Genomic DNA, 20,989 nt, shown 5'->3' on the forward strand with positions numbered 1-20,989 from the left:
CTGGTATGTCGTGAGCATCAACCTCGAATCCTGGCGGCGGCTGCCCGCGGCACAGCAGCCCGAGTGGCCCGACCGTGGCGAGCTGGAGAAGGTCGTCACCGAGCTGAAGAGCCTTCCGCCCCTCGTCTTCGCGGGCGAGTGCGACAACCTCAAGGCCGACCTCGCGGCGGTGGCGCGGGGAGAGGCCTTCGTCCTCCAGGGCGGAGACTGCGCCGAGACCTTCGCCGGCGCCACCGCCGACGACGTGCGCAACAAGCTCAAGACGCTGCTCCAGATGGCCATCGTGCTGACCTACGCGGCGAAGGTCCCCGTGGTGAAGATCGGCCGGATGGCCGGGCAGTTCGCCAAGCCGCGCTCGAAGAACACCGAGATCCGCGACGGTGTCGAGCTGCCCGCATACCGGGGCGACATGGTCAACGGCTTCGAGTTCACCGCCGAGTCCCGCGTTCCCGACCCGTGGCGGCTGCTGCGGGCCTACCATTCCTCGGCGGTGACGCTCAACCTGGTCCGCGCCTTCACCAAGGGCGGTTACGCCGACCTGCGCCAGGTGCACGCCTGGAACCAGGACTTCGTGATCGAGTCCCCGGCCGGCAAGCGCTACGAGCAGCTCGCCCGCGAGATCGACCAGGCGCTCGCCTTCATGCGCGCCTGCGGGGCGGAGCCCGAGGAGTTCCACACCGTCGAGTTCTACTCCTCGCACGAGGCGCTGATCCTCGACTACGATCAGGCGCTCACCCGGATCGACTCGCGGACCGGCCGGCCGTACGACGTCTCGGCGCACATGGTCTGGATCGGCGAGCGCACCCGCCAGCTCGACGGCGCCCACCTGGAGTTCTTCGCCAGCATCCGCAACCCGATCGGCGTCAAGCTCGGCCCGACGACCAGCTCCGAGGACGCCCTCGCGCTGATCGAGAAGCTCAACCCCGACAACGAGGCCGGACGGCTCACCTTCATCACCCGGATGGGCGCGTCGAAGATCCGCGAGCACCTCCCCGAGCTGGTGGAGAAGGTGACCGCGAGCGGCGCCCAGGTGGCGTGGATCTGTGACCCCATGCACGGCAACACCTTCGAGGCGCCCAGCGGTCACAAGACCCGCCGCCTGGAAGACGTCCTGAACGAGGTGGCGGGCTTCTTCGAGGTGCACCGCGCGCTCGGCACCCACCCGGGCGGCGTCCACATCGAGTTCACCGGCGACGACGTCACCGAGTGCGTGGGCGGCGGCGCCGAGATCGTCGAGAACGACCTGGCCAGGCGCTACGAGACGGCCTGTGACCCGCGTCTCAACCGCGGCCAGTCACTCGACCTCGCCTTCCGGGTGGCCGAGCTCTACCGTTCGGTCTGATCTCACCGGCAGGTTCTGCCATCACGCGAAAGCCCCGCGCCATCGGTCTTCCTCCGGTGGCGCGGGGCTTTTCACGTGATCGGGAGCCGGGCATCAGCCCTTCTGCGCGCCCAGCTCGTTGGCGAGCTCGGCGCGGATCGCGTCCATGTCGAGCGCGCGAACCTGGCCGATGAGGTCCTCAAGGGCGGGCTCGGGCAGCGCGCCCGGCTGGGCGAAGACGACGATGCCATCGCGAATGGCCATGATCGTCGGAATCGAGGTGATCTCGAACCCCTGTGCGAGCGCCTGCTCGGCCTCAGTGTCGATCTTGCCGAACTTGATGTCGGTGTGCTTCGCCGACGACTTCTCGAAAATCGGCCCGAAGGTGCGGCACGGTCCGCACCAGGCCGCCCAGAAGTCCAGCAGGACGATCCCCTCGTCGGCGATGTCGTTGAAGTTCTTCTCGGTTACCTCGATGGTGGCCACCGGTGGCTCCTTCTGTCGTTCACGTCTGTATGGCTGGCATAACCACTTCCCCTCCCCGCGCATTCCATCCCGCCATCCCGCCGGGCATGCTCCTCGCACGGCCCGCACGCCTCCCGCCCGGCGTCGCGCGTCGCACCGGATCTCTCCTTTTCCCCGGAATCGGAACCGGAGGCCGAGGGCGGGGGGCGGTCCCACGCCCCTCGCCGGCCGGGCCTGGCCTGGCCTGGTCTGGTCTGGTCATACGGCGAGACCTCCGCGGGGCGGCCCCGCGGAGGTCTCGCGTCAATGTGCCGTGGTCGCGATCAGTGCTTTCCACCGGTCAGCGTCAGTCCGATGATCACGGGGTCGTGGTCGGAGGAGCGGAACGCGTCGGGCTGGTAGAGGCTCGGCGGGTTGAACTCGGTGTTGTAGTCGAGGATCCGGCTCTCGTCGGCGTTGATGTGCCAGATCGTCGCGCTGGTCACGCGCTTGAGCAGGTCCTTGCCGACCAGGGCGTGGTCCAGCTCGCCGACCAGTCCGTCGAAGAGGTAGCTGTAGCGCAGCGGCGCCGGGACGAACCTCTTGGTCACGCTGGTCAGGCCCGCCGCCTCCAGGGTGTCGATCGGGTCCTCCTCGCCGTAGGCGTTGAGGTCGCCGAGGACGAGCGGGTTGGTCAGCTTCAGGCTGTCGATCAGGCCCAGCGTCGCCTGTGCCTGGCGGACGCGCTCGCCGTTGTAGCAGCTCTGCCCGTCACCCTGGTCGGCGTCGGGGCCCACCGCCTGCGCGTCGCAGCCCTTGGACTTGAAGTGGTTGACCAGCACGGTGAAGGACTGACCGCCCTGGACCCTGCGGAAGGTCTGGATCAGCGGAGGCCTGCGGAAGACCGGGTCGGTGGAGGAGCGCGCGGCACCCACCGGCTCGACCCTGCCCGGCTTGTAGATGGCGGTCACGTGGATCAGGTCGGTGCCGGGATAGGGGTGGGTGATCGCCGCGTAGGTGCCCGCGCCGACCTCGGCGTTGAGCGCGTCGACCAGGGCCTGCACCGCGGTCTGGCCGTTGTTCTGGACCTCCATGAGGCCGACGACGTCGGCGTTCATGCCCTTCAGCGCGGCGACGAGCTTGGCCAGCTGGCGCTGCTGCTCGGGGGCGTTGCTCGCGCCGCGCGAGCCGAGGGTGGTGAACCAGTTGAGCGTGTTGAGGCTGGCCACCTTCACGTTGCCGATGACCGGGAACGGCGCGGGCAGGCGCGGGTTGGTCCGCAGGAAGTTGACCTGCTTGGTCGGCTGGAGGCGGTACTTGCCGAAGCCGTACCCCATCACGCCGGTGACGCCGAGCGCGGTGTCACCAAGACGAACGGTGCGCGGGTCGGTGTAGGGGATCGTCGCCGGGTTCTCCACCGTGGAGCCGTCGTCCAGCAGCAGGGTGCGCCGCGCGTTCTTGGCGGCGTCCACTCCCGCCCGGTCGGTCGGCTGGAACACCCGCCCCCCGGAGGCGACGGTGACCTCGCCGTAGCGGCCCAGGTTGTAGTGGTCGTTGACGGTGAGCAGCTCGGGGAAGGTGACGAGCATGCTCTCGACGGGCTCGAAGGTCGCGCCCTCGGCGAGCGGCAGCTTCTGCTTGAGCGGGGTGATGGTGCCCTTTCCACAGACGTCCACCGCGGTGACCGGCGACAGCTCGGTCCAGCCGTTGAACTCGATGACCCTGCCGGTGACCAGGACGCGGTCGCCGACCTTGACGTCCTTGAAGGTGTCGCGGGCGAAGGCGAACAGCCCCTCGGAGGTGGCCGGGTCGGAGTCGGGGGTCGGATCCTGCAGGAAGAAGCCGCTGAGCTGCGTGCTCTTCTGGAGGTCGGCGGTCACGACACCCTCGACGCGGACGGTCTGGCCCGCCAGCGGGCTGACGTCACCGCTCCCCTGCACCTGGGCGATCTGGTGGGTGACCGGAATCTCGCACGGCTCCCCCGTCGGCGTGGGCGTCGGGGTGGGGGTCGGCGTGGGCTCCACCGTCGGGGTCGGCGTGGGGGTGGGGGTGGGGGTCGGCTCGACGTCGCCGCAGGGCACGGGGGTGGTCGCCCGGTTGCGCGGCGCCGGGTCCCCTGTCTCCACGTCGTCACCGTTGACGTCGGTGTCGGCGCAGCCGTGGTCCTTGCGCAGGCCCGCCAGGGCGACCGCGAGGGCGGGGGCGGCGGTGCCCTCGAAGTAGTTGGCGCCGCCGTACCCGATCAGGTCGGCGATGAGTGCCGTCTGCTCCGGTGCGCAGGGAGCGGAGCCGCCGTTGCACGCCAGGCCCGTGGCCGAGCGGACCAGGGCCACCTTGCCCGCGGTGCCGCTCAGGTTGATCGTTCCTGTGGTGTCCGCGGCGGGCAGCGGGGAGCCGTTGGCGCCTCCGGCCAGCTGGACCAGGTGGTACTGGCCGGGCGCGAGGGTGCCCGCCAGAGGGACGACCGGGTTGGCGCCGAAGTTGCCCGTACCGGTGGCGCTCGCGTACTGGACGGACCAGCCGTCCAGGGCGACGGGCGCGGCGCTGCGGTTGAACAGCTCGACGTAGTCGTTGGCGAGCGGCGCTCCGGCGTTGCCGCCACCGCCGTAGACCTGGCTGATGACGACGGTGCCCGGTTCCGCCAGGGCCGGGGATGAGGCGAGGGCCGCGACGCCGGTGGTGGCGAGGCAGGCGGCCACGAGGGCGGCGAACGCCCGGGTTGAAGCACGCATGAACCGGAGCGTAAGGCTCCATGCATTGCTTATCACTCACATATAAGTGGATAGATAGTGAAATCCCGAATATTGACACTTCATGTCTATCCGGCCCGGTCAGATATGGCTTTCCTTGACCTAGAAGTCGCTTGTCCCGGCGTTCGCGGGTATCACTGGAATCATGAGAACTCTGGACGTGGGTTGGGTCACCTGCGCCGCCTCCCCCGAGTGCGCCGGATCCGCGCGGCAACCATACGGACGGTGCCTGGCACATCTGGACACCGCCGAGCTCGACGAGGTCACCCACGGCCTCTCCCCCGGTTCCGCCGTCGACCTGCGGGCCACCGTCGTCGGCAGGGATCTGCTGGAGCGGATCCTCACCGCCACCCGAGGTCGCCTGGGCCGGGCCCGGTTCGACTGGGCGACCTTTCCCGAGAGCGTACGGTTCGGCGACATCACGTTCGGCGGGGACGTCTCCTTCGACCACGCCCACTTCCGGCGTCTCGCCTCGTTCTTCAACGCCCGTTTCGCACGCAACGCCTCCTTCAGGGAGGCGAGGTTCGACCGGGGGTTGTCCCTGCACGGTGTCGCCGTCACCGGGCACGCGGCCTTCGACCGGGTCTCCATCGACGGTGACGCCCTGTTCGGGGCCGCCCTCTTCGACCGGACCGCGTCCTTCGAGTGCGCCGACTTCCATGGCTTCGTCACCTTCGACGGCACCGGCTTCGCGGGCGACGCGACCCTGCGAGGATGCAGGTTCCGCCGTACGGTGTCCTTCCGCAAGACGAGCTTCGGCGGGCTGGCCGGGTTCGACGGCGCGCGTTTCTCCGCGGGCGGCTACCTGGCCCCGATCTCGGTCGGCCGCCACCTCACCCTCGCCGGGGCGTGGGCGGGCAAGGGGCTCGACGTGACCACGGGCGGGTGCTCGGTGGACCTGCGGCGCCTGGAGGTGGGCGGGCGGTTGAACGTCCGGCTCGACGACGCCGAGGCCGACCTGGAGGGGGCGACCCTGCGCGGCCCCGCCACGGTGCGGGGCCGGGACGGCGCCAGGGTGACCTCGCTGCACGAGGTGGACGCCGAGGAGCTGGAACTCGCCGACCTGGATCTCAGCACCTGCCTCTTCACCGGCATCCGCCATCCGGAAGGACTCAGGATGAGCGGCTGCGCGCTCGCCGTCGTCCCGCGCGGGACGCGCTGGTGGTCCCTGTGGCGCTCCCCCGACCACGGGTGAGAGCTTTTCGCGCGGCCGGACGGCCCACCGGGGTCCGGCCGCGCGAGCCTGCGACCGGACCGGAAGAGGGCAGACCGTGGCAGGCCCGGGAGAGAGCCGGCCCAGTCAAAAGGTCAGGCAGGTGGCCTCTCCCCGGCCTCCCCCGCCAGGTCGGGGCGCGACGCGGAGGAGAGTCGCGGCGGTCAGGAGGTCGTGAGGGTGATCTCTCCCGGCCCGGTTCCCGTCAGGAAGGCCGTGACGTCCTCCGCGAACCGCCCGCTGCGGAAGGCTCCCAGGTGGCCGAGGCCCGGATAGGTGATCAGGCGGCCGTCACGGACCCCCTCGGCGGTCCGCCTGAAGAGTTCGACCGGGTAGTCCAGGTCTCTCTCGCCGCCGATGACCAGGGTGGGGGCGGCGACGTCGGCGAGACGGCCGGTCAGATCGAACCTCTCCTCGGCGCGGGCGAAGGCGAGCATGTCGCGAGGGTCGTCGGGGCGCGCCAGCGGGTCCAGCAGCCACAGCAGCGCCCCGGCGAGGGCCTGTCCCGCGGGCGAGGCGGCGGCCGTGACCGCCTGGTGCTGCAGGCCGCGCCGCCCGGCGGCGACCGCCTCGGTGTAACGGCGCTGGAGCCGCCGGACGCGTGGCGTGAGCCTGCAGGCCGCCCCGGCCACGACCAGCGTGCGGACCGCGTCCGGACGGTCGGCCGCCATTTGCAGCGCCACCGAACCTCCCGACGACAGGCCCATCACGTCGACGGGTCCGCCGAACCGCGCGTGCAGGGCATCGGCGTGCCGGGCGGCGATGTCGGCCATGGTGGTTCCCTCGGCCATGCCGGGGGCGCGGCCGACGGCGTACAGCCGGAAGTGGCGGGCCAGCGGGGCCAGCACCCGCAGTTCCAGGCCGCGCGCCAGTCCGGTCGGGTTGGCGTGTGCGGGGGTGAACCAGCGCAGCACGACGAGCGGCGCGCCATCGCCGAGGGCGTAGTACGGCAGGCCGCCCGCCATCGTGCCCTCACGCACCTCAAGATCCTTGATCCTCACGACGAGCCCCTCCCTCCCACCGGTGCCGCTGGGTTCGAGCGTATTCGCAGGTGGGCGTGGGCCGCCTCGGGGTCTTCTCAGGGGCCTCCCCGATGCGCGGGTTCCGGACGGGAGACCAGGATGGGAGACGCGTACCCTGGATGGAAATCGGGCGACTGGAGAGCACATGGCAGGCACCGGGGTCATCGAGGATTACGTGACCGGGCTCAGCCGCACTCTCAGGGGTCCTCGGAGACCGAAGCTCGACATGATCGCCGAGGCGCGCGACAGCCTGCTCGACACCGCCGAGGCGCTGGAGGGCGAGGGCCTGAGGCGTGAGGAGGCCGAGCGGGCCGCGGTCGAGGAGTTCGGGACGATCCGCGAGATCGCGCCCGGCTACCAGGAGGAGCTGTCCAACTCGGCGGGCCGGAGGCTCGCGGCCCTGCTGTTCGTCACCGTGCCGCTCACCACGGTCATGTGGAGCGTGATCTGGAAGATCTTTCCCGCCGCCCCGGCGTACGAGACCATGCCTGACTGGTTCGTCCCGGTCGCCCGTGGCGTGGACCTGCTCCAGATGCTCACCGGCGTGATCGGCGGGGTCGCGCTGTTCGCGCTGGGCAGAGGGCTGCGCAGGATCAGGCGGCCCCGGCTCGTCACCCGGGCCCTGGCCGTGTTCGTCTGGGCCATGCTGCCGGTCATGCTCGTGCTGTGCGGGGCGCTGATGTTCGGCTCACGCGGCTCGGCCGGGTTCGGCGACTATCCGCCGGGGATCGTCGCGTCGCTGATGAGCTACGTGTTCTGGCTCGCACAGCTGTACTGCGCCTCCCGTTGCCTGAGTGTCACCCGGCGCGGCCCCGTCCCCGTGACCGCCTGAGGGCGGCTCGGGAGGGCGTCAGCGGGTGGTGCGCGGTTCCAGGACGCTGCCGATCACCCCGGCGAACTCCCGCCAGGCGGAGCGCTCGCCGGCGAGGGCCGTACGCCCCGAGGAGGTGAGCCGGTAGGTGCGCCGCTTGCGCCCGCCCACCGTGGCCCACTCACTGGCCAGGTATCCGGCCTGCTCCAGCCGCCGCAGCGCCGGGTAGACCGTGCCCGTCGGCACGTTCAGCGCGCCACCGCTGCGCGCCTGGAGCGCCTCGATGATCGCGTAACCGTGCAGCGGCTCGTGCTCCAGCACGGAGAGCAGCAGGGCGTCCATGTGACCGCGGAGCGCGTCGGTGTTCATCCGGTCGCCTCCGCCCACCGGGCGGATCCCGTCTCACCGCACCCGGCGGTTCGTTCACTTCGCTGGCTCACGTCGTCAGCCTACCTCTCGTATAGGCATGCTACATGTAGGCGTTCTACATGTAGCATGCCTATAGGTAGACAGACATAACAAAGGAGGTGAGACCGTGGACGTGCTCGACCTGGCCCGGACGCAGTTCGCCGTGACAGGAAGCCTCCACTTCCTGTTCGTCGTGCTGACCCTGGGCCTGGCCCCCCTGATCGCGATCATGCACACCCGCTACGCCGTCACCGGAAAGCCGGTCCACGAAAGGGCGACCCGCTTCTGGGGCCAGATCTACGTGATCAACTACGCGCTCGGCATCCTCACCGGACTGGTGATGGAGTTCCAGTTCGGCATGAACTGGAGCGGCCTCTCGCACTACGCGGGAGACGTCTTCGGCGCGCCGCTCGCGATCGAGACGCTCGTCGCGTTCTTCCTGGAGTCCACCTTCCTCGGGCTGTGGATCTTCGGCTGGCACCGGCTACCGAAATGGCTCCACGTGGCGTGCATCTGGGTGGTGACGCTGACCGCCTACGCCTCCGCCTTCTGGATCATGGTGGCCAACTCGTTCCTGCAGAACCCGGCGGGAGCCGTGGAAGGGGACGGCCACCTCGTCCTGACCGACTTCGGCGCCCTGCTCACCAACCCGACGCTCACCATGGCGCTGCCGCACGTACTCGGCGCGGGCCTGTGGACCGGCGGTTTCGTGCTGATGGGTGCGAGCGCGTACCAGCTGTTCCGGCGCACCGCCGAGCGGGAGTTCTTCACGAGTTCGCTCCGCACCGGAGTGATCACCTCGCTCGTCGGCTCGCTGATCACGGTCGGCTTCGGCTACGCCCAGTTCGGCCCGCTCTCCCTGTTCCAGCCGGACAAGTTCGACAACGGGGGGCCGGCCGCGTGGGCGCTCGGCCTCATGATCGCGATCGGCCAGCTGCTCCAGTTCTTCGTCATGCTGGTGCTGGCGCCGACCGTGTACTGGCTGCCGCGCTGGCGCTGGGCACACCCCCTGCTGATCGCGATCACCCCGCTGCCGTTCGTGGCGGCGATCCTGGGCTGGCTGGCGCGGGAGTCCGGCAGGCAGCCCTGGATGATCAACGGCAGGCTGACCGTCGCCGACGCCATGTCCCCCGGCCTCACCTCCCAGATGGTCAGCGTCTCGCTCATCGCCTTCGGCGGTGTGCTCGCCCTGCTCGCGGTGATCGACTACGTGCTGATCGTCCGCACCGTACGGCGCGGACCCGCCGCCACCACCCTCGGCGCGGACGCACCGGCCGACCCCACCGAGCGCGCGCACGCGCTCAGCCACTAGGGAGACAGACCGTGGACATCCTCTGGCTCGGCGTGTTCGCCCTCCTGCTGATCGGCTACTTCGCCCTGGAGGGCTTCGACATCGGCCTGGGCATGCTGTTGCCCGTACTCGGCAGGACGAGGAGGGACCGGGACGAGATCGTCGCCGCCATGGCGCCGTTCGTCCTGGCCAACGAGGTGTGGCTGGTGGCCGTGGCGGGCGTGCTGTTCGGCGTCTTCCCCTCGATCGAGGGAGACGTGCTGTTCGGCCTCTACCCGCTGGTGGTCTCCCTGCTGGTGTCGTGGATCGTGCGCGACGCCGGGCTCTGGTTCCGCCGCCGCGCCGACGGGGGCGCGTGGCGGACGACCTGGGACTGGGCGATCGTCGCCGGCTCGTACGGTCTCGCGCTGAGCTGGGGCATGGCCCTGGTCGCGGTGGCCGGCGGCCTGACGGGGTCCCCGATCAGCCTGCCGGGACTGGTCGGCGCTCTGGTGGTCGCCGCGCTGCTCGCCTTCCACGGCTGGACGTTCGCCTCGTGGCGGCTGCCCGGACAGGTGACCGGCGCGCGCCGCACCGGACGGGCGCTCCTGCTCTCCGCGGGCGCCGCCGCGGCGCCCGTCGCGGTGCTGCTCGCCGTACTCGCCCCCTGGCTGCTCGACCGTACGGCGCCCGCCGGGACGCTGAGTGTGTTGAGTGTCATGATTCTGCCCTTCGCGCCGGTCATGGTGGCTGCGCAAGTATGGGTATGGCGGACGTTCGGTCCCGGGCGCGCCGCCTCCGATCGGGTTCCTTCGTTCTTCTGAGCTCTCTAGGGTTGGCATGCACAAGGATCTTGTACGGCTGGCACTGGGCGAGCGGGCCGTCCGCCGCCACCTGGCCCTGTGCCTGGCCGCCGCCGTCCTGACCGGGCTGCTCGTCCTCGTCCAGGCGGAACTGCTCGCCGGGGTGCTGTCCGGACGGTTCGCGGCCCAGGCCCTGATCCTGCTGGCGCTCGTCGTCGGCGTCCGGGCGCTGCTCACCCTGGGGCAGGGAGTCGCCGCCGGGCGCATGACCACCGGGGTGAAGTCCGCCCTGCGGCACCGCCTGCTGGCGCGGCTGCGGGATCTGGGTCCCGTCAGGCCCGCCTCGCAGCGCTCGGGCGAGTTGGTGACCCTGACCGGCCGGGGCCTGGACGCCCTCGACCCCTACCTGTCGGGCTACCTGCCGGCGGTGGCGGTCGCGGGTGTCGTGCCGATCGCGGTGCTCGTCCGGCTGTTCACCGCCGACCTGGCCAGTGCGGTGATCGTACTGGTCACACTGCCGCTCATCCCGATCTTCGGGGCACTGGTCGGCATGCACACCAAGGCCGTGACGGAGCGCCAGTGGAAGGCCCTGTCCCGCCTCGGCGGGCACTTCCTGGACGTGGTCAGGGGCCTTCCCACGCTGCGGGCCTTCGGCAGGGCCCGCTACCAGGCCGAGGTGATCCGGCGGGTGGCCGACGCCCACCGCGCCGCGACGATGCGCACGCTGCGGGTGGCGTTCCTGTCCTCGCTCGTCCTTGAGCTGGCCGCGTCCCTGTCGCTCGCCCTGGTCGCCGTCCCGGTGGGCCTGCGGCTGCTTTCCGGCTCCCTGGACCTGTCGACCGCGCTGCTGGTCCTGCTCCTGGCGCCGGAGGCGTACCTGCCGCTGCGCACCATGGGCGGCAGGTTCCACGCGGCGATGGAGGGCGTCGCCGCCGCCGACGAGGCGTTCGCCGTCCTCGACGGCGAGGCGGGAGCCCCGAGGGCGACGGGGGCCGCGGGAGCCTCAGCGATCCCGGCGGCCCCGGCGGCCCCGGCGATCCCGGCGGCCCCGGCGGCCCCGGCGATCCCGGCGATCCCGGCGGTGGGGCCCGCGCGCGGCGGGCGGGCGGGAACGCGTCCGGCGGAGGAATCCCCGCCGGAGGCGCGGTCCGGAGCGGGGAGGGCGCCGGAGATCCGGCTGGAGCATGTCACGGTGCGCTACCCCGACCGCGAGGAGGCCGCGCTGCGGGACGTGTCGCTGGTGATCGCCCCCGGCGAGCGGGTGGCCCTGGTCGGCGAGAGCGGTGCGGGCAAGAGCACCCTGCTCCACCTGCTGCTCGGCTTCGTCACCCCCACCGAGGGCCGGGTGCTCGTCGACGGCGCCGAGATCGGCGACCACGACCCCTGGCGGGCGCGCCTGGCGTTCGTCCCCCAGCGCCCGCACCTCTTCGCCACCTCGGTGGCCGACAACATCAGGCTCGGTGCCCCCGGTGCGACGATCGAGGAGGTCGGGGTCGCGGCGCGGGCCGCGCAGGCGGAGGAGTTCATCCTGGCGCTGCCCGAGGGCTACCACACGGTGCTCGGCGAGCGCGGGACGAACCTGTCGGCCGGGCAGCGGCAGCGGGTCGCGCTCGCCCGCGCGTTCTGCCGCCCGGAGGCCGACCTGCTCCTGCTGGACGAGCCGACCGCGCGGCTCGACGGCCGCAGCGAGGCCGCGGTCGTGAACGCGACCCGCGAGCTCGCCGAGGGCCGCACCGCCGTGATCGTCGCCCACCGGCCCGCGATGATCGACCTGGCCGACCGGGTGATCCGGATCGCCGACGGCCGGGTGGTGGCCGGGGAGAGACCTCCGGCGGGGACACGAGAGGAGGTCTCCCCGTGACCGATGTCAGCCAGATCCCGACGGGCCGGACGGACGGGGAGCGGACGGAGGCGCGACCGGTGGACCGGGCGGGCGGACGACCGGTGGGCCGGTCCGGCGGGCGGCTCGCCCTCGCCGCGGCCGCGGGGGCGGCGGCCGAGCTGGCCGGGCTCGGGCTGATCGGGTCCGCCGCGTGGCTCATCACCAGGGCCGCCGAGCAGCCGCCGCTCGCGGCGCTGAGCGTGGCGATCGTCGGGGTCAGGGCGTTCGCGACGACCAAGGGCGTCTTCCGCTACGGGGAGCGGCTGGCCGGTCACGACGTGGCGCTGCGGGCCCAGGCGACGACCAGGGAGCGGCTCTACCGGGCGCTCATCCCCACAGGATCGCCGAAGCAGCGGGGGGCCGACCTGCTCAGCCGCATGGTCGACGACACCGACGCGGTACAGGACCTGCTCGTACGCTGCCTGCTGCCGGCGCTGGCGGCGCTGGTCACCGGCGTGGCCGCGGTGGTGATCGGCCTGTTCCTGCTCCCGGTGGCGGCATTGGCGCTCCTCGCCGGGCTGCTGGTGGCCGGGGTGCTGATCCCGGCGGGCACGGCCGCCGCCGCGCGGCGCTGGTCGGCGCGGATCGCCCCGGCACGGGCCGACCTGGCCGCCCGGGTCGCCGATCTGGTGCACGGGGCCGCCGACCTCGCCGCCTACGGGGCGGACGAGCGGGCACTCGCCGCCGCCGCCGAGACCGACGCCCGGCTGGCGGCGCTGGAGCGCAGGCAGGCGCGGGCGAACGCGGTGGCCTCGGCCCTGGGCATGCTCACCCAGGGACTGACCGTGACGGCCGTCGTGCTGCTGGCGGGAAGCTCGGGGGCGGGTTCGGTGACCACCGCGGTGCTCGCGCTGGTCTCGCTGGTGTCCTTCGAGCCGGTACTGCCGATGGCCGCGGCCGGGGAGCGGCTGACCGGGGTGCTCGCCGCCCTGCGCCGCCTGCGGGAGGTGGGCGCGACCCCGCCGGCGGTGACCGAGCCGTCCGTCCCGCTCCCTGTCCCCGGCGGGCCGCCGACCGTCGAGATCGAGAACCTGGTGGTCCGGCACGACACCGGCCTCGCCCCCGCCCTGGACGGCGTCAGCCTCACCCTCACCCCCGGCAGGCGCGTCGCCCTGGTCGGCCCCAGCGGTGCCGGCAAGAGCAGCCTGCTGTCGGCCCTGATGCGCCTGGTCGAACCCGAGTCGGGGACGATCAGGGTCGGCGGGGTGGACGTCCGGGAGCTCGCCTCCGACGACGTGCGGCGGGTGATGACCGGGCTGACGCAGGATCCGTACGTGTTCCAGACCTCGCTGAGGGACAACCTGCGGCTCGCGGGCCCGGAGGCCGGTGAGGAGGAGCTGGCCGAGGCGGTGCGGCGGGCACGCCTGGACCGGTGGGTGGAGCGCACCGGCTGGGACGCGACGCTCGGGGAGGACGGGCGTACGGTGTCCGGTGGCCAGTTGCAGCGGCTGGCGCTGGCGCGGGCGCTGCTGCACGACCCGCCGGTGCTGCTGCTCGACGAGCCCGCCGAGGCCCTGGACGAGACGACGGCGGACGCGCTCATGGCCGACCTCCTGGACGCCACCCACGGCCACACGACGCTGCTCGTCACGCACCGGCTGCGCGGGCTGGAGCGGGTGGACGAGATCGTCGTACTGGAGAACGGGTCGGTGACGCAGCGGGGCACCCACCGGGAGCTGGTCTCCTCTCCCGGCTACTACCGTGACCTGTGGCGCTCGGAGGCGCTCACCGCCGGCCGGTGACGCCTGCTCACCCGCCGCCCGTCCCTCCTCTCCGGCCGGAGCGAAACAAGTGATCTTGGCCGATTGGACGAACAATTCACCATTCTTAGGAAAACCAGCCGAATTACATCTCCCTCAACCTGTCGTACCGTCGCGGTAACCACGCAGGAGGGCTGGCCCGTGTCCGTTGAGCTCCACCACCGCGCCGTCGTCGCGGACACCCACAACGATCTGCTGATGGCGGTCACCGCGCGTCCGCCGGACCGCTGGGCGTCGTTCTTCGTGCGCGAGGTGCTGCGGGAGGTGACTCCCCCGTGCTGCGAGCAGGACTACGGCGCCGATCCCTTCGCGGCCCTGCCGGGACTGTCGGGACTGTCGGGCACCAGCGGGCTGCCCCTGGTCACCGACGCCCTGCTCAAGCACGGCTTCGCCGACGAGGAGATCACGAAGATCATCGGCGGCAACGTACACCGCCTGTTCCGCGCCGAGTTGGGACGAGCACGATGAACCTGGACGTCATGCTCGAGGACCTGGAGGAGCTCGTCGCGTGCGAGTCGTTCTCCGCCGACCACGAGGCGGTGGCCCGTAGCGCCCGGGTGGTCGCCGACCAGGGGTTCAGGAGGCTCGGCGCACGCGCCGAGACGATCGTGATCGACGGGGTCACCCACCTGCGGTGGACCTTCGGCACACCTCGGGTCCTGCTGGTCGGCCACCACGATACGGTCTGGCCGCTCGGGACGCTCGCCGAACGCCCCTGGTCGGTGAGCGGCGGGATCGCCCGGGGCCCCGGGGTGTTCGACATGAAGGCCGGGCTGGTGCAGGCGTTTCACGCACTCGCCGCGCTGCCCTCGCCGGACGGGGTGTGCGTTCTGGTCACCGGCGACGAGGAGGTCGGTTCACCGTCCTCACGCGCGCTGATCGAGGAGTCGGCACGCGGCCTCGCGGCCGCGTTCGTGCTGGAGGCGAGCGCCGACGGCGGAGCGCTCAAGACGGCACGCAAGGGAACGTCGCTCTACGAGCTCGTGGTGCGCGGAACGGCCTCGCACGCAGGCCTGGAACCGGAGAAGGGGGTGAACGCGGGGATCGAGCTGGCCCACCAGATCCTCGCCGTCACCGGGATCGCCGACCGGGTGAACGGTGCTCCCCATGCCGTGACGACGGCGGAGACGCCGCCCGCCGCGACGCGCGGGCTGCCCCTGCTCCACGATCCGCGGCCGGGCTCCACGACACCGGGGACGCCATCCGGCGGGCCCGGCGGCCTGGGCCGGACCACCGTCACGCCCACGGTGCTGTCGGCGGGGACCACGGTCAACACCGTGCCCGCGCTGGCCCGCCTGTCGGTGGACGTGCGGGTGCCCACACTCGCCGCGCAGGAACGGGTGGACGAGCTGATGAGGGCACTGTCCCCCCGGCTCGCCGGAACCCGGCTGGAGGTGACGGGCGGCCCGAACCGCCCTCCCCTGGAGGAGGCCTCGTCGGCCGGACTGTTCGCCGTCGCCCAGCGGATCGCCGACGGCCTCGGGCTCGCCCCGCTCATCGGTGTCGGAGTGGGCGGAGCCTCCGACGGCAACTACACCGCCGGAGCCGGCTGTCCCACCCTCGACGGGCTGGGCGCGGTGGGCGGCGGCGCCCACGCCGACGGTGAGCACGTGGTCGTGGCCGAGATGCCCGGCCGTACGGCGCTGCTGGCCGGCCTGCTCCGGGCGACACTCGGATGAACGGCGTGATACTGCGCGAGCTGCGCTCCATCGAGGAGATGGAGGAGGTCTTCCGGCTGTTCGACGGCATCTGGCACCCCGATCCCGGCGGGGAGCCCATCACCGTCGAGCTGATGCGGGCGCTGTCACACGCGGGCAACTACGTCACCGGCGCCTACCAGGGCGATCGGCTGGTGGGCGCCTCGGTCGGCTTCCTCGCCGCCCCGGCCGGGCAGGTGCTGCACTCGCACGTCACCGGCGCCGCCGTCGGGCGCGGCATCGGATTCGCGCTCAAGTCGCACCAGCGCCGCTGGGCACTCGACCGGGGCCTGGAGCGCATCACCTGGACCTACGATCCGCTGGTGCGCCGCAACGCCCACTTCAACCTGGTCAAGCTCGGTGCCCGTCCCGAGGAGTACCTGCCGTCCTTCTACGGCGTGATGGAGGACGCGATCAACGCGGGCGACGAGTCCGACCGGATGCTCACCGTCTGGCGGCTGACCGAGCCGCAGGTGCTCGCCGCCGTACGAGGCGAGCCGCACCGGCCGAAGATCCCGTCGGACGCGGTGACCGCACTGGCCGAACGCGACGGCCGACCGGTCCCGGGAAGGACCGACGCCCGGACGCTGCTGGTCGCGATACCGGCCGACATCGAGGCGCTGCGCCGCACCGATCCCGGCGCGGCCACGTCATGGCGCCACGCCGTACGCGACGTGCTCGGCTCACTGATGGGAGAAGGCGCCCGGGTGACCGGGTTCACCACCAAGGGCGACTACCTCGTGGAAAGGGCGCCCGGGTGACCGGGTTCACCACCAAGGGCGATTGCCTCGTGGAGCTGACCGGGTTCATCGCGAGGGCCGCCACCCGGTGGAGGTGCGCCGCTGAGTGTCCCGATCTGCGAGGCTCGTGGCGGAGGCTCCGGAGACGTCCGGCGAGGCGCGCGGAGAAGGACGCGGCGCGAGCCGCGCGACAATCGTGGAACGGGTCGCCTGACCGGCGGCGCTAGAGGAGGGAGACGCGGCGGAGGCCGCACATCGTCATGAAGATCACTGGAATCGAACTGCGGCGGATCAGAATGCCGCTGGTCGCCCCCTTCCGCACCTCGTTCGGCACCGAGACCGAACGCGACGTCCTGCTGCTGCGCGTCGTCACCCCCGACGCCGAGGGCTGGGGCGAGTGCGTGGCCATGTCCGACCCGCTCTACTCCTCCGAATACGTCGACGGCGCCGCCGACGTCCTGCGCCGTTTCCTCATCCCCGCCCTGCCCGCCCACGTCGACGCCCACGGCGTGAACCGCGCCCTGCGCCCTTTCAAGGGCCATCGCATGGCCAAGGCGGCCCTGGAGACCGCCGTCCTGGACGCCGGGCTCCGCACCTCCGGCGAGTCCTTCGCCTCCTTCCTCGGCGCGGAGGCCGACCGTGTGCCCTGCGGAGTGTCGGTCGGCATCATGGACTCCGTCCCCCGGCTCCTCGACGCCGTCGCCGGCTACCTCGACGAGGGCTACGCGCGGATCAAACTGAAGATCGAACCGGGCTGGGACCTCGCCCCCGTCCGCGCCGTCCGCGAACGCTTCGGCGACGACCTTCTCCTGCAGGTCGACGCCAACGCCGCCTACACCCTCGCCGACGCCCCCCACCTGGCCAGGCTCGACGACTTCGGCCTGCTGCTCATCGAGCAGCCCCTCGCGAACGACGACATGGTCCAGCACGCCCGGCTCGCCACGAAGATCACCACTCCCATCTGCCTGGACGAGTCCATCGAGTCGGCCGAGCACGCGGCCGCCGCCATCACCCTGGGCGCCTGCTCGATCATCAACGTCAAGCCCGGCCGCGTCGGCGGCTACCTCGAGGCGCGGCGCATCCACGACCTCGCCCGCGCCCACGGCGTCGCCCTGTGGTGCGGCGGCATGCTGGAGACCGGGATCGGCCGCGCGGCCAACCTCGCCCTCGCCGCGATGCCCGGCTTCACGCTGCCCGGCGACACCTCCGCCTCGCGCCGCTACTACGCCACCGACATCACCGCCCCCTTCGAGCTGGACGAAGGGCACCTGGAGGTCCCCACCGGGCCCGGCATCGGTGTCGCCCCCGTCCCCGCGATCCTGGACGAGGTCACCGTCTCCACCGAATGGATCACCGTCTGAAGCGTTCCCCACCTCGGCGAGAACCCAGATGGAGCCGGTCGCGGCCGGCTCCCCTCCGCCCCTTCCGCGGCGCGGCCGGTTTCCGCTTCGTGCTATCGCCCGAAGAGCCGCATCTGGAGCATCACGGTGAGCCGTGCGTCGGGATCGGCCAGGTCCAGGCCACTGATCTCGACGAGTCGCTTCAAGCGGTAGCGGAAGGTGTTGGCGTGCACGTGCACCCTCGCCGAGGCGGCGTTGACGTCGCCGAACGCGTCCAGGTAGGCCCGCAGGGTGGCGACCAGCTCGCTGCCGTGCTCGGCGTCGTGCCTCACGAGCCGCTGGTAGGGCCCGGTGGGAACCTGCTCCTCGGCCTCGACGAGGTCCGACAGCCGCAGCAGCAGCGCCTCGAAGTGCACCCCCGTGTAGCCCGCGACCGCGCCGGACGCCTCGCGGGCACGCAGCACCCGCAGCGCCCGGTCGGCGTCGACCCGGGACCTGGCCACCTCGGCCAGGTTGCCCGCGAGGCGTCCCACGCCGATGTTGGCCGCGTGCCGGGGGCCGACCCGGGCGAGGAAGCTCTCGGCGACCCGCACGGCCCGTGACTCCTCGTCGCCTCCGGCGTGCAGCGGCAGTATGGCGTAGGCCACCGAGCCGACCAGCGCGGCGGCGGCCTTGGGATGGATCGCCCCGACATGCAGGGCGAGCGCGTCGCAGAATCGCTGCCTGTCGCTCTCCCTGTGCGCGGCGTCGGTGTGGGATCCGCCGCTGAGCTGGGCCGCGAGCACGCACAGCCGTCCGCTCGCGACACCGAGCCGCCCGGCGGCCTCCGCCGCGTCCCGGCCGCCGGCCAGCACGGTGGAGAGCAGGTCGGCGCGGAGCCGCCGCCTGGTGTCGGCTCCGGCCCGCTGCCGGAGCAGTTGCAGCGCGACGATCTTGGCGGCGTCGGCGAGGGCGCGCTGCCGCTGCTCGCTCAGCGGTTCCCGCACCGCGGCCCAGATGGAGCCGAGGATCTCGTCCCCGGACCTGACGGCCATCGCCGCCCGGTTGATGCTGTCGCCGCTCAGCTCCATGTAGATCGGCTCGCGGCTCTGGTAGAGCCGGCGGAAGAATCCGCGATCCTCCAGCATCCGCTGGTAGCGTTCCGGCACCTGGCGGCCGAGCACGGTCGCCACCCTGCCCGGATCGGCCTCGTCCTGCCGCCCGGAGTACGCCAGCACCCGCGACGACCGGTCCTCGATGGTGACCGGCGCGTCCAGAAGCGCGCACACCGCGTTGGCCAGCGCGAACAGGTCGTCCGGCGGATCCTCCCCCGGTTCCGCGAAGTCGCCCTCGGCCAGCAGGGAACGCAGCAGCGCGGCCACCTGCGCCCACGAGGCGGCACGGGTGAGGCCCAGCACCGCCACCCCGGTTTCCAGGACCTTCGCCCGGACGAGCTCGTCGACGTCCACCGGTTGCTTGACGACCACACCCGCCGCCGGGCCCGCCTCGTCGAGCAGGGCGCAGATCCGCTCGGCGCGGTCGACCCCGACGGCGAGCAGGAGACCTCCCTCGGGGAGCAGGAGCTCGTCGAGAGGGTCGTAGATGTGCACGCCGGTGACCTCGGCGTCGAGCTCCCCGGGGGAGACCGCCACCTCCAGCACCGTGCTGCCCAGATCCTCCAGGATCCGCTGCAGGCTCGCCCGCGGCTGGCTGGTCATCCACTCACGGTAACGGACATACAGCGATATTGTTCTCTGTCCGCACCATCGGATGCCTCACGCAGTGATGACCTTCTCCGCGCCGTCGGCGACGGCGAACTCCGGCAGGTATTCGCGGACCGGCCGGTCCAGCTCGATCAGCCCTTCGTCGACGAGCTGCATCACCAGGGCCGCGGTCCAGACCTTGGTGGTGGAACCGACCTGGAAGACGCTGTCGGCCGTGGTCCGTACGCCGGTGTTCCTGTTCACCACCCCGGTGGCGGCCTCCACGAGTTCGCCGCCCGCCCAGATCGCGAGCGCCGCACCGGGCACGCCGTGCCGCCGCGCCGCCTCGTCGAGGCGCTCTCGCAGGTTCTCGGACATCCCGGCTCCTCAGGCGATCTTGGGCGTGGCACGCACACCCAGGTGGATGTACGGCGAGCCGTCGGGGAGTTCGTAGAACACCGCCGACAGCCACTGCGGCTCTCCTTCGGGACGGCCGACGAAGGTGACGTCGTCCACCGCGACGAGACCGAACTCCATGGGCTGCTTCAGCCCGGCGAGGGCTCCGGTGGCCTCGATGTGCAGCGAGAGCCTGCCGTCGCGGACCGTGAGCGTCATCCGGCTGCCCGCCCGCTCGTACACGCCGGCGTACCGCTCGACGTCGGCCTCGAACGGCACGGCCGGCGGTCCCAGCACGGGCGGCACGGCCAGGCCGAGCAGTTCGTCGAAGAGTTCGGTGGCGAGGGCGTGGTGGAACGCGGCGGTGTGGCCGCCGTTCGCCAGCACGCACACCACGGTCTCGCTGTCGGGTACGGCCCAGAGCATGGCCGCCTGGCCGATGGTGTTGCCGCCGTGGGAGATGATCCGCTGCCCCTGCCACTCGTCCAGGATCCAGCCCAGCCCCCACTGCCTCCCCAGGGTGTACGGGTTGGGGATGTCGACCTGCGGCTCCCACATCGCCCGCGGGTCGGCGAGCAGGCCGGTGCCCAGGTGCGCGCGGGCGAAGGCCACGACGTCGGCGGGACGCGCGCAGATCAAACCCGCCGGGCCGCAGGAGCGCATCAGGCCCCAGACGGGGGCGGGTGCGCCGTCGATGTGGCCCATCGCGCCGCGGAAGCGCAGCACGTCCTCCGGCAGGGTCCAGGTGTGGGTCAGGCCGAGCGGCTCGATGATCTGCTCGCGCAGCGCGGCGTCCCACACCTTGCCGGTGAGACGTTCGACGACGCGCCCGGCGATGACGAACCCCGAGTTGCAGTACGACTGGGTGGCGCCCAGGGGGTGGTTCTGCGCGAGGTCCGCGCAGGCCTCGACGTACTTCTCGACGCAGTCGTCGCCGCGGCCGGTGTCGAGGAAGAGGTCCCCGTCGATGCCGGAGGTGTGCGAGAGCAGGTGCCGGATGGTGACGGTCTTGGTCACCTCGGGGTCGGCGACCCGGAACTCCGGCAGGACCTCGGCGACCGGGGTGTCGAGCGTGAGCGCGCCCCGCTCGACGAGGAGCATGATCTGGGTGGCGGTCCAGACCTTGGTGACCGAGCCGATCTGGAAGAGCGAGTCGGTGGTCGCCTCCACCCCGGTCTCCACGTTGAGCACGCCCGCGGCGAACTCGTGCACCTCCCCCTCGTGCAGGAAGGCCAGGCCCGCGCCGGGTACCTCGTACTCGGTGATCAGCTCGGCGAGACGGGCGTGCCAGCGACCGGGATCCGCTGCTCCAGCCATTCGACGATCCTTTCTTCGTGGTCCACCCGAAGGCGAGGCATGTCCGAACGTTAAGCCCACCCGGGCTGCGCTTCTTCGGCCTTCACGACGAACCGGGCCCGATCCGTTGTGTCGTTCTCCAACCGCCTCGCGG

General features: G+C 71.9%; 18 protein-coding genes. 11 read left to right on the forward strand and 7 right to left on the reverse strand.

The features are described from left to right. Window positions 1-10: 10 nt before the first annotated feature. A complete protein-coding gene (locus ABT352_RS08585; protein ID WP_350943631.1) occupies window positions 11-1,342 on the forward strand; it encodes a class II 3-deoxy-7-phosphoheptulonate synthase in 1,332 nt (443 codons plus the stop codon). Window positions 1,343-1,435: 93 nt separating this feature from the next. Here ABT352_RS08585 and trxA read toward each other — a convergent pair whose 3' ends face one another. After that, window positions 1,436-1,807: a thioredoxin gene (gene trxA / locus ABT352_RS08590; protein ID WP_344748620.1), complete on the reverse strand. Its 372-nt coding sequence runs from the start codon at window positions 1,805-1,807 to the stop codon at window positions 1,436-1,438. A 302-nt stretch (window positions 1,808-2,109) separates the two neighbouring features. Continuing rightward, window positions 2,110-4,497: an ExeM/NucH family extracellular endonuclease gene (locus ABT352_RS08595; RefSeq protein WP_350943632.1), complete on the reverse strand. Its 2,388-nt coding sequence runs from the start codon at window positions 4,495-4,497 to the stop codon at window positions 2,110-2,112. A gap of 163 nt (window positions 4,498-4,660) precedes the next feature. Here ABT352_RS08595 and ABT352_RS08600 point away from each other — a divergent pair, with 163 nt between their 5' ends. Beyond that, window positions 4,661-5,710, forward strand: coding sequence for a pentapeptide repeat-containing protein (locus ABT352_RS08600; protein ID WP_350943634.1), 1,050 nt, complete (start codon window positions 4,661-4,663; stop codon window positions 5,708-5,710). A 182-nt stretch (window positions 5,711-5,892) separates the two neighbouring features. Here ABT352_RS08600 and ABT352_RS08605 read toward each other — a convergent pair whose 3' ends face one another. Further along, the gene (locus ABT352_RS08605) at window positions 5,893-6,729 is read right to left on the reverse strand and encodes an alpha/beta fold hydrolase (protein WP_350943635.1); all 837 of its coding nucleotides are present in this window, start codon (window positions 6,727-6,729) and stop codon (window positions 5,893-5,895) included. Window positions 6,730-6,895: 166 nt separating this feature from the next. Between ABT352_RS08605 and ABT352_RS08610 the strand changes: the two genes are divergently transcribed. Further along, window positions 6,896-7,582, forward strand: coding sequence for a permease prefix domain 1-containing protein (locus ABT352_RS08610; RefSeq protein ID WP_350943636.1), 687 nt, complete (start codon window positions 6,896-6,898; stop codon window positions 7,580-7,582). 18 nt (window positions 7,583-7,600) lie between these two features. Here the strand turns inward: ABT352_RS08610 and ABT352_RS08615 are convergent, their stop codons facing one another. Continuing rightward, complete coding sequence (locus ABT352_RS08615) at window positions 7,601-7,930, reverse strand: PadR family transcriptional regulator (RefSeq protein ID WP_329083327.1); 330 nt, start codon at window positions 7,928-7,930, stop codon at window positions 7,601-7,603. A gap of 166 nt (window positions 7,931-8,096) precedes the next feature. On the opposite strand from ABT352_RS08615, the gene ABT352_RS08620 reads away from it, so the two are divergent. The 8 genes from ABT352_RS08620 to menC all read left to right on the forward strand — a co-directional run bounded on the left by ABT352_RS08620 (window position 8,097) and on the right by menC (window position 17,482). Then, window positions 8,097-9,281, forward strand: a complete 1,185-nt coding sequence (locus ABT352_RS08620; RefSeq protein WP_350943638.1) for a cytochrome ubiquinol oxidase subunit I — start codon at window positions 8,097-8,099, stop codon at window positions 9,279-9,281. An 11-nt stretch (window positions 9,282-9,292) separates the two neighbouring features. Next, complete coding sequence (locus ABT352_RS08625) at window positions 9,293-10,063, forward strand: cytochrome d ubiquinol oxidase subunit II (RefSeq protein ID WP_350943640.1); 771 nt, start codon at window positions 9,293-9,295, stop codon at window positions 10,061-10,063. A 16-nt stretch (window positions 10,064-10,079) separates the two neighbouring features. Next, window positions 10,080-11,903, forward strand: coding sequence for a thiol reductant ABC exporter subunit CydD (cydD, locus tag ABT352_RS08630; RefSeq protein WP_350943641.1), 1,824 nt, complete (start codon window positions 10,080-10,082; stop codon window positions 11,901-11,903). Beyond that, the gene (gene cydC, locus ABT352_RS08635) at window positions 11,900-13,666 is read left to right on the forward strand and encodes a thiol reductant ABC exporter subunit CydC (RefSeq protein ID WP_350943643.1); all 1,767 of its coding nucleotides are present in this window, start codon (window positions 11,900-11,902) and stop codon (window positions 13,664-13,666) included. Before cydD ends, cydC begins: the two co-directional genes overlap by 4 nt. A 159-nt stretch (window positions 13,667-13,825) precedes the next feature. Beyond that, window positions 13,826-14,152 carry a membrane dipeptidase gene (locus tag ABT352_RS08640; RefSeq protein ID WP_350943644.1) on the forward strand — a complete coding sequence of 109 codons (327 nt, stop codon included), beginning with the start codon at window positions 13,826-13,828 and terminating at the stop codon, window positions 14,150-14,152. Beyond that, window positions 14,149-15,363, forward strand: a complete 1,215-nt coding sequence (locus tag ABT352_RS08645) for a M20 family metallopeptidase (protein ID WP_350943646.1) — start codon at window positions 14,149-14,151, stop codon at window positions 15,361-15,363. The genes ABT352_RS08640 and ABT352_RS08645 overlap by 4 nt, the downstream gene beginning before the upstream one ends. Further along, a complete protein-coding gene (locus tag ABT352_RS08650; RefSeq protein WP_350943647.1) occupies window positions 15,360-16,142 on the forward strand; it encodes a GNAT family N-acetyltransferase in 783 nt (260 codons plus the stop codon). The genes ABT352_RS08645 and ABT352_RS08650 overlap by 4 nt, the downstream gene beginning before the upstream one ends. Window positions 16,143-16,381: 239 nt before the next feature. Beyond that, a complete protein-coding gene (menC, locus tag ABT352_RS08655; protein ID WP_350943649.1) occupies window positions 16,382-17,482 on the forward strand; it encodes an o-succinylbenzoate synthase in 1,101 nt (366 codons plus the stop codon). Between the two features lie 92 nt (window positions 17,483-17,574). Here the strand turns inward: menC and ABT352_RS08660 are convergent, their stop codons facing one another. The 3 genes from ABT352_RS08660 to ABT352_RS08670 are packed head-to-tail and all read right to left on the reverse strand — an operon-like array spanning window position 17,575 to window position 20,856. Beyond that, entirely contained in the window at window positions 17,575-19,158 is a 1,584-nt protein-coding gene (locus tag ABT352_RS08660; protein ID WP_350943651.1) for a PucR family transcriptional regulator, read from the reverse strand. A gap of 57 nt (window positions 19,159-19,215) precedes the next feature. Next, on the reverse strand, window positions 19,216-19,521 hold the full coding sequence (locus tag ABT352_RS08665; RefSeq protein WP_350943652.1) for a serine hydrolase domain-containing protein: 306 nt from the start codon (window positions 19,519-19,521) through the stop codon (window positions 19,216-19,218). Window positions 19,522-19,530: 9 nt separating this feature from the next. Beyond that, entirely contained in the window at window positions 19,531-20,856 is a 1,326-nt protein-coding gene (locus ABT352_RS08670) for a serine hydrolase (RefSeq protein ID WP_350943654.1), read from the reverse strand. Window positions 20,857-20,989: the final 133 nt, after the last annotated feature.

It is taken from the genome of Streptosporangium sp. NPDC000563 (genome assembly GCF_040299985.1).
Taxonomy (GTDB): domain Bacteria; phylum Actinomycetota; class Actinomycetes; order Streptosporangiales; family Streptosporangiaceae; genus Streptosporangium.

What these genes read in the sequence shown, in the direction of transcription:
- ABT352_RS08595 (WP_350943632.1), bottom strand. Translation starts at nt 4,497, where the DNA reads ATGCGTGCTTCAACCCGGGCGTTCGCCGCCCTCGTGGCCGCCTGCCTC.
- ABT352_RS08600 (WP_350943634.1), top strand. Translation starts at nt 4,661, where the DNA reads ATGAGAACTCTGGACGTGGGTTGGGTCACCTGCGCCGCCTCCCCCGAG.
- ABT352_RS08610 (WP_350943636.1), top strand. Translation starts at nt 6,896, where the DNA reads ATGGCAGGCACCGGGGTCATCGAGGATTACGTGACCGGGCTCAGCCGC.
- ABT352_RS08615 (WP_329083327.1), bottom strand. Translation starts at nt 7,930, where the DNA reads ATGAACACCGACGCGCTCCGCGGTCACATGGACGCCCTGCTGCTCTCC.
- cydD (WP_350943641.1), top strand. Translation starts at nt 10,080, where the DNA reads ATGCACAAGGATCTTGTACGGCTGGCACTGGGCGAGCGGGCCGTCCGC.
- ABT352_RS08645 (WP_350943646.1), top strand. Translation starts at nt 14,149, where the DNA reads ATGAACCTGGACGTCATGCTCGAGGACCTGGAGGAGCTCGTCGCGTGC.
- ABT352_RS08650 (WP_350943647.1), top strand. Translation starts at nt 15,360, where the DNA reads ATGAACGGCGTGATACTGCGCGAGCTGCGCTCCATCGAGGAGATGGAG.
- menC (WP_350943649.1), top strand. Translation starts at nt 16,382, where the DNA reads ATGAAGATCACTGGAATCGAACTGCGGCGGATCAGAATGCCGCTGGTC.
- ABT352_RS08660 (WP_350943651.1), bottom strand. Translation starts at nt 19,158, where the DNA reads ATGACCAGCCAGCCGCGGGCGAGCCTGCAGCGGATCCTGGAGGATCTG.
- ABT352_RS08665 (WP_350943652.1), bottom strand. Translation starts at nt 19,521, where the DNA reads ATGTCCGAGAACCTGCGAGAGCGCCTCGACGAGGCGGCGCGGCGGCAC.
- ABT352_RS08670 (WP_350943654.1), bottom strand. Translation starts at nt 20,856, where the DNA reads ATGGCTGGAGCAGCGGATCCCGGTCGCTGGCACGCCCGTCTCGCCGAG.